At 38.3% G+C, this 6,004-nt stretch carries 6 protein-coding genes; 1 reads left to right on the top strand and 5 read right to left on the bottom strand.

The window, feature by feature from the left end:
* Nucleotides 1-243 precede the first annotated feature (243 nt).
* The 5 genes from KHB02_RS26980 to KHB02_RS26960 form a co-directional block, all read right to left on the bottom strand.
* Nucleotides 244-1,167 carry a GDP-mannose 4,6-dehydratase gene (locus KHB02_RS26980; RefSeq protein ID WP_213144230.1) on the bottom strand — a complete coding sequence of 308 codons (924 nt, stop codon included), beginning with the start codon at nucleotides 1,165-1,167 and terminating at the stop codon, nucleotides 244-246.
* Nucleotides 1,164-2,129 carry a GDP-mannose 4,6-dehydratase gene (gene gmd / locus KHB02_RS26975; protein WP_213144229.1) on the bottom strand — a complete coding sequence of 322 codons (966 nt, stop codon included), beginning with the start codon at nucleotides 2,127-2,129 and terminating at the stop codon, nucleotides 1,164-1,166. The genes KHB02_RS26980 and gmd overlap by 4 nt, the downstream gene beginning before the upstream one ends.
* 152 nt (nucleotides 2,130-2,281) lie before the next feature.
* Nucleotides 2,282-3,409: a glycosyltransferase gene (locus KHB02_RS26970; protein ID WP_213144228.1), complete on the bottom strand. Its 1,128-nt coding sequence runs from the start codon at nucleotides 3,407-3,409 to the stop codon at nucleotides 2,282-2,284.
* The gene (locus KHB02_RS26965) at nucleotides 3,406-3,690 is read right to left on the bottom strand and encodes a hypothetical protein (RefSeq protein WP_213144227.1); all 285 of its coding nucleotides are present in this window, start codon (nucleotides 3,688-3,690) and stop codon (nucleotides 3,406-3,408) included. Before KHB02_RS26965 ends, KHB02_RS26970 begins: the two co-directional genes overlap by 4 nt.
* Nucleotides 3,691-3,693: 3 nt before the next feature.
* On the bottom strand, nucleotides 3,694-5,127 hold the full coding sequence (locus KHB02_RS26960) for a glycosyltransferase (protein WP_213144226.1): 1,434 nt from the start codon (nucleotides 5,125-5,127) through the stop codon (nucleotides 3,694-3,696).
* Nucleotides 5,128-5,260: 133 nt separating this feature from the next.
* Between KHB02_RS26960 and KHB02_RS26955 the strand changes: the two genes are divergently transcribed.
* The coding region (locus KHB02_RS26955) for a glycosyltransferase family 2 protein (RefSeq protein ID WP_241114126.1) at nucleotides 5,261-6,004 on the top strand (744 nt) is incomplete at its 3' end.

Genomic DNA, 6,004 nt, shown 5'->3' with positions numbered 1-6,004 from the left:
TGCATCCGTGCAGCCTAACATTCATATACAATATCTAACAGAAAAAGGATACGAAAGTAGGAAGGATTTTTTATATGTAGCCAGCAGTGCACCATTTTTATATCTAATATAATGTTAAGTAAAGTTAAGCAACAATATTTAATATCCAAAATTAAACAACGGCAAAGGGCTTCCCTTTGCCGTTGTTTTCTTTTCTATGAACACACCTACCGACTGTAAGGAGATTGAATAGCCGTTGGTGCTTCACAAATTATTTATCCAATAATCATAAATATCTTTTAATGTATCATCAAGTTTTCGTTTTGGTTTCCAGCCGGTTAATTTATATAATTTTTCGGGGCCCCCTACTAGTTTAGGAACCTCTGCCACTCTTATTTTGCTTGGGTCAACCACGAGTTCAATCTTTTTATTTGAATAACTTAAAAATTTCTCTAATATGTCTTGAATATAAACTCCTTGGCCTGTGCACACATTATAAGCTTCCCCCGCTATACCGAAACATGCGATATTGTAATAAGCTTCCACTATATCCCTTACATCGGTAAAATCCCTTGCTGTTTTTAAATTTCCAATCCGGAGGATAGGATCGTCTATTCTACCTTTATTGATAAGTGCTATTTGATAGGCAAAGTCAGATGTTACGAATCCTAACCTTTGCCCAGGTCCTATATGATTAAATGGCCTGGCATGGACGACGTTTAATCCATATGACCTGTGATATAAACTGACAAGCATACTTACTGCACACTTGCTAATTCCATAAGGACTAACCGGATGTAATGCAGTCTCCTCAATAACCTTGTCTAATTCTCCCTGAATCCGTCCATACTCCTCTGACGAGCCGACCGTCATGACCTTTATTTTGTTATCTACTTTTCTGACAGCTTCCAATAAATGAATCGTTCCTATCACATTAGCCTGAATAAAATCCGCTTTTTGTTTCCAAGAATCTTTAACATTACTTAACCCTGCAAGGTGGAAAATGTGCGTCGGTTTAATTTCCTCAATTAACCGGGTGACTTTTGTTTCAGAAAGTAAATCTACTTCAAAAATATGATTCTTGCTTCTATTTGACCGGGAAGTTCCATAAACATCCGCTTTATCCCTCAAGAAGGACTCAAGATGTTTCCCGACAAAACCTGTTATTCCCGTAATAAGTGCCTTCATTGATTTTGACCGTACTTTTGCATGTCATGATCTACCATCATCTTTATTAATTCCTCAAAAGAAACCTTTGGCTCCCACCCCAACTCTTTTTTTGCCTTCTGTGGGTCTCCCAGGAGCAAATCTACCTCTGCCGGCCTCATAAAAGCTGGATCCTGAATCACATAATCTTCCCAATTTAATCCGACATGAGTAAAAGCGATTTCTACAAGTTCACGCACTGTATGGGTTTTTCCGGTTGCTACGACATAATCGTTGGGCTTTTCTTCTTGAAGCATCAGCCACATTGCTTTCACGTAATCTCCTGCAAAACCCCAGTCCCGCTTTGCATCAAGATTTCCGAGACGAAGCTCCGTTTGCAAGCCGAGTTTAATTCTCGCGACTGCATCTGTCACTTTTCGTGTCACAAACTGTATTCCCCTTCTTGGCGATTCATGGTTGAATAAAATCCCTGAACACGCAAATATATCAAAGCTTTCACGATAATTGACAGTAATCCAATGTCCATATACTTTCGCAACACCATAGGGACTTCGGGGATAAAACGGGGTCGTTTCCGTTTGAGGGGTTTCAATTACCTTCCCAAACATTTCAGAACTCGAAGCCTGGTAAAAACGAGCATCCTGCTTTATTTGCCTAACTGCTTCCAACATGTTCAGTGCGCCAAGGCCAGTAACCTCTGCAGTATATAACGGCTGCGACCATGAATCCGCTACAAAGGACTGTGCACCAAGATTGTATACCTCATCTGGCTTAGAAAGTTTCACTGCCTGGATCAATGATGATAGATCGGCTAAATCACCGGATATAAATTCAATGTCATTTCGTATATGTTTAATATTTTCATAGTTTTCTGTTGAAGTTCTCCTTTTCAAACCATATACCTTATATCCCCTATCAAGTAGAAGTTCTGCCAAATATGAGCCGTCTTGGCCTGTAATACCCGTTATTAGAGTTCTTTTCATGATGCCCTCCTATTCTTTTGTGTAAGAAATCCCCATTTATTTTTATATGCTGTTATCAGCCTCTTATATTCCCTTTATCTAAGAAACCAAAAAAAATCTTTATATTTAAGGTCCAGCAATTTGCCATGACCCTCCATATAAAGAAATCAAATTCAAGAAAATAATCGAGCTTTCATTTGCTCTGCAATAATTTGTGGAGAGAAATGATTTTTTATATCTTGTTTTGCCTGCAATGAAATTTCCTCTCTTTTTTTATGATTTTCAAACGCTTCCCGCAAAACCAACCTCACGTTTTCCTCTTTAACCATTGCCCATTTATGGCCAAAATAATGAATAGCTCTTGTGAGCTGCAGTTGAGGATGTACAGGTTCTAGTTCATGCTCTGGTTCTATTAAAAAGCTATTTTTATCGTTCATAAATTCTGTAACTCCTCCCCAATTAATCGATATCACTGGTTTCCCCATCGCCATCATCTCCATCTGAGGCATCCCCCATCCGATTGCCCTTTCAGTAGAAACATAGCAGTCACAGCTTGAATATAAACGCATTAAATCTTCACGAGGAGTATTTTCAATCATTAAATGAATATGTGGATTATTTTCCTTTTTTGGTATATACGAAGTTATTAACTCAGAAAAATTCCCATCGGCAATCCAAAAGGGAACATAGATTTTTAAAACAAGGCTGACGTCATCGTCCGCAGAGAACTCCTCACAATAGCTTTGAATGAGCAAATCCAACCCTTTGCGGTAATCAAACGCTAAAGTATATAGAAACTTAAAAGACTTTACTTCAGTTGGAAAAGGGTAAGGTTCAAATTCTTTTGTATAGATACTGCTTTCAATAGGATAATGAACAACGTGTACTTTTGAAGGATTTACACCTGACTCTGTAAATGTCCGATAATTAAAGTGCGTGGGAACCCAAATCTCATCCAAATTATTGCAAATATCTACCCAATGTGGCGGGATACGATCCGTCTCAAACAATGTGATTCCAATTGTTTTATGATAACCTTTTTTATCAAGCGCTAAAAACGATTCTGCAGGACCATGCATTACAAGAACAGGATTATCACCCGGATTGTTCATTACCCTATTAAAATTAGACAGCAGCTTAATATCATCTTCTCCAATTTCATTTTGGGCCTTTACTGATGATACTAAATGAATTGGGAGATCAATATGTTGCAAAGCTCTCAAATAATTCCTGGAGACATTACCGTACCCGCCTATATCACCTAATGGGCCTACCCATAGAACTCCTGTAGGTTGAGTCATTCACCAATCTTCCTTTCTAAAGAGTAAAGGACAAATTTTCGGTCTTCCCTGTAAAAGACAAGTTCATAATTGCCCAGTAATTCTTTTAATGAATTCCGTAATTCTAGAACGCTATCAAATACAAAACTCTCTTTTCCATTTTCAATTATTTCATGAACTTCAAAGGTACTTTGATTTAGGAATGGATAATAATTCCCTTGTATTTCTGAAACTGATACAATGGGAATTCCTGTCATAAACGCTATGTTTTCTCTGGATGGATTAGAAAAAAACCCCTTCATGGACTACAGCTGCGCATTACAAAATGTCTTCATGAGCAAGATATTCTCCTGAAAGTTATGATCTTGTTGCTCCATGTTGTCGGCAATGTATTCCAGATGTTCAATTGCAGCGACATAGTTTTTTTGTTGGATGTGAATGATGACGGCATTGTACCTTGCCATTAATGTTAGGGGATATATTGAAAGAATGTTGAGATAGTTATTTAAGGCATCTTCCATCAATTTATTTTGATAAAGTTCATTTCCATACTCCAGCTCCATTTTAACAATATCCTCGTGTGTTAGTTTCGAGTCTGTTTTCTTATCAGCCAACAGTCTGATTCTTTCAGCCACTGTCTGGGCACTTTTTTTCCATGTAAATGAAGCTAAAATATGCCGGCTTGCTTCCTGTCCTTTTTGGTTCACCAATGAAGGATTTTCATACGCAAACCGCATAGTTTGCTGCAAATCGGCCCTATCAATTGAAAGCCACCATGGATAGTCCACTGTATCGAGGTCACCGACTTTTTTTTCTGGTAAAAGAACCTCCTTAGAGGGTACAAGGAATGCTGTTTCAGCACTGCAAAAATCCCGGCATGAGCCTTTATCGGGCACAATTGCCGGAATTCCACACGCCATGGATTCCGCAATAGGCAGCCCAAACCCCTCTCCCCTGTATGGATGAACTAAACAATCACACGCCTTATATAATCCCGCCAGCTCTGTTTCCGAAAAGTCATGATCCATGTATACAATACGGGGATTTTTAGGATCTGACATGGCTTCATGAATCATCTTTTCCAGCGTTATTCCTTTATAAAAAGATTGGGTACCAGTGTCCTTAATAAACAAACAAACATCATCATTAGCAGAAAACTCATTTAGATAAGCTTGAATGAGAGTATCAATTCCTTTACGTCCAATAGTCCCACCAACGAATAGGAATCGAAAAGAGGAAGTTGTTAAATCTAGAGGTTCCACATCAATGTGGAAAACTTTTTGGTCCACCCCAAGCGGGATAACATGAATTTTGTCCTCTGGAATCCCGCAGCGTACATAGCTTTCCTTATTGTATTGGCTATATACCCAGATTTCATCAACCCAATACTTCATGGGAATATACCAGATCCTAGGAATTGCACCAAATTCCCAAGGCTGCATACATATCCATTTCTTACTTTTTTGTATGTCCCAGACTGGCGGCCACTGATGAACAACTGTAAAATCCGATTCAGGAAAGGGCAACAATTCTCCTATTTTACTCTGTTCTTCTCGGACAGAGAGTGCTAACGGAATTTCTTCGTCTGGGACTAACTTTCTAATGTTGAAATGTTCCTTGTTTAATAAACTGCAAATATTCCTGTTAACGATCGCAAGACTATGACCAGCAAATTGAGGGCCAATCCAGTTAATTTTTAGTGAATCTTTCTTCACAATTTCCACCTCAGGCTTCATCATGGGGTTTCTTTCTTCACCTACACATTATATTGAACACCGCTTGGGATGTTGCCAAAAAAGCACTTTTACCTAGTTAAAAACATAATATGGAAAATGATTGTTTAATGTTTTTTAAAAGGAGTGAGGGAGAAAAATGGACTTTAAGCGTTTGTCGTTATGTATGATTGTGAAAGATGAAGAAGCATTTATCGAAAAGTGCCTAAGCAGCACTAAAGGGGTTGTAGACGAAATCATTATTGTAGATACGGGATCTTCAGACCGAACGGTTGAGCTCTGTAAATCATTTGGAGCACAGGTTTTCGAATTCCCCTGGAACAAAAGCTTTGCTGACGCCCGAAACTTTGGATTGGAACGCGCAACAGGGGACTGGATTTTATGGATGGACGCAGATGAACAAGTTGATGCTTCTGATGTTTATAAATTACGTGACATTCTATATTCGAATGAGGATATTTTATCTATTCATTTGATTAATTATTATGGCGAACGGCCAGAACCGGAAAAAACCTTCGATATCGTCCATACCCGTCTTTTGCGAAATCATAAAGGATTTAAATTTCAAGGTAAAATACATGAAATGCTGAACGTAGAAGAGGTTCTGACGATACCAGAGGATGGCCTCATCATCAAGCATGTGCCAATTAAAATTCACCATTATGGATATATGAATTCCGTTACTGAAAATAAAAAGAAATTTGAACGAAATATTACGATGTTAAAGGAAGAACTAAAACAAAAAGACTATAGCCCTTGGACCCACTACCATATTGCGGCCGAATATTACGGTAATGAGGAATATAGTAAAGCATTTGATCATGTTAATCATTCCATTAAGGATTTCCTAATGAGGTTACACACTCCCCCTTCGCTTTTATAT

It is taken from the genome of Neobacillus citreus (assembly GCF_018343545.2).
Lineage (GTDB): Bacteria > Bacillota > Bacilli > Bacillales > Cytobacillaceae > Neobacillus > Neobacillus citreus.
Note: the sequence above shows the minus strand (reverse complement) of the source record. Positions and strands in the feature narration are given on the sequence as shown.

Excerpts from the sequence above, each read along its gene's own strand:
- KHB02_RS26980 (WP_213144230.1), bottom strand. The coding sequence starts at position 1,167 with ATGAAGGCACTTATTACGGGAATAACAGGTTTTGTCGGGAAACATCTT.
- gmd (WP_213144229.1), bottom strand. The coding sequence starts at position 2,129 with ATGAAAAGAACTCTAATAACGGGTATTACAGGCCAAGACGGCTCATAT.
- KHB02_RS26970 (WP_213144228.1), bottom strand. The coding sequence starts at position 3,409 with ATGACTCAACCTACAGGAGTTCTATGGGTAGGCCCATTAGGTGATATA.
- KHB02_RS26965 (WP_213144227.1), bottom strand. The coding sequence starts at position 3,690 with ATGAAGGGGTTTTTTTCTAATCCATCCAGAGAAAACATAGCGTTTATG.
- KHB02_RS26960 (WP_213144226.1), bottom strand. The coding sequence starts at position 5,127 with ATGATGAAGCCTGAGGTGGAAATTGTGAAGAAAGATTCACTAAAAATT.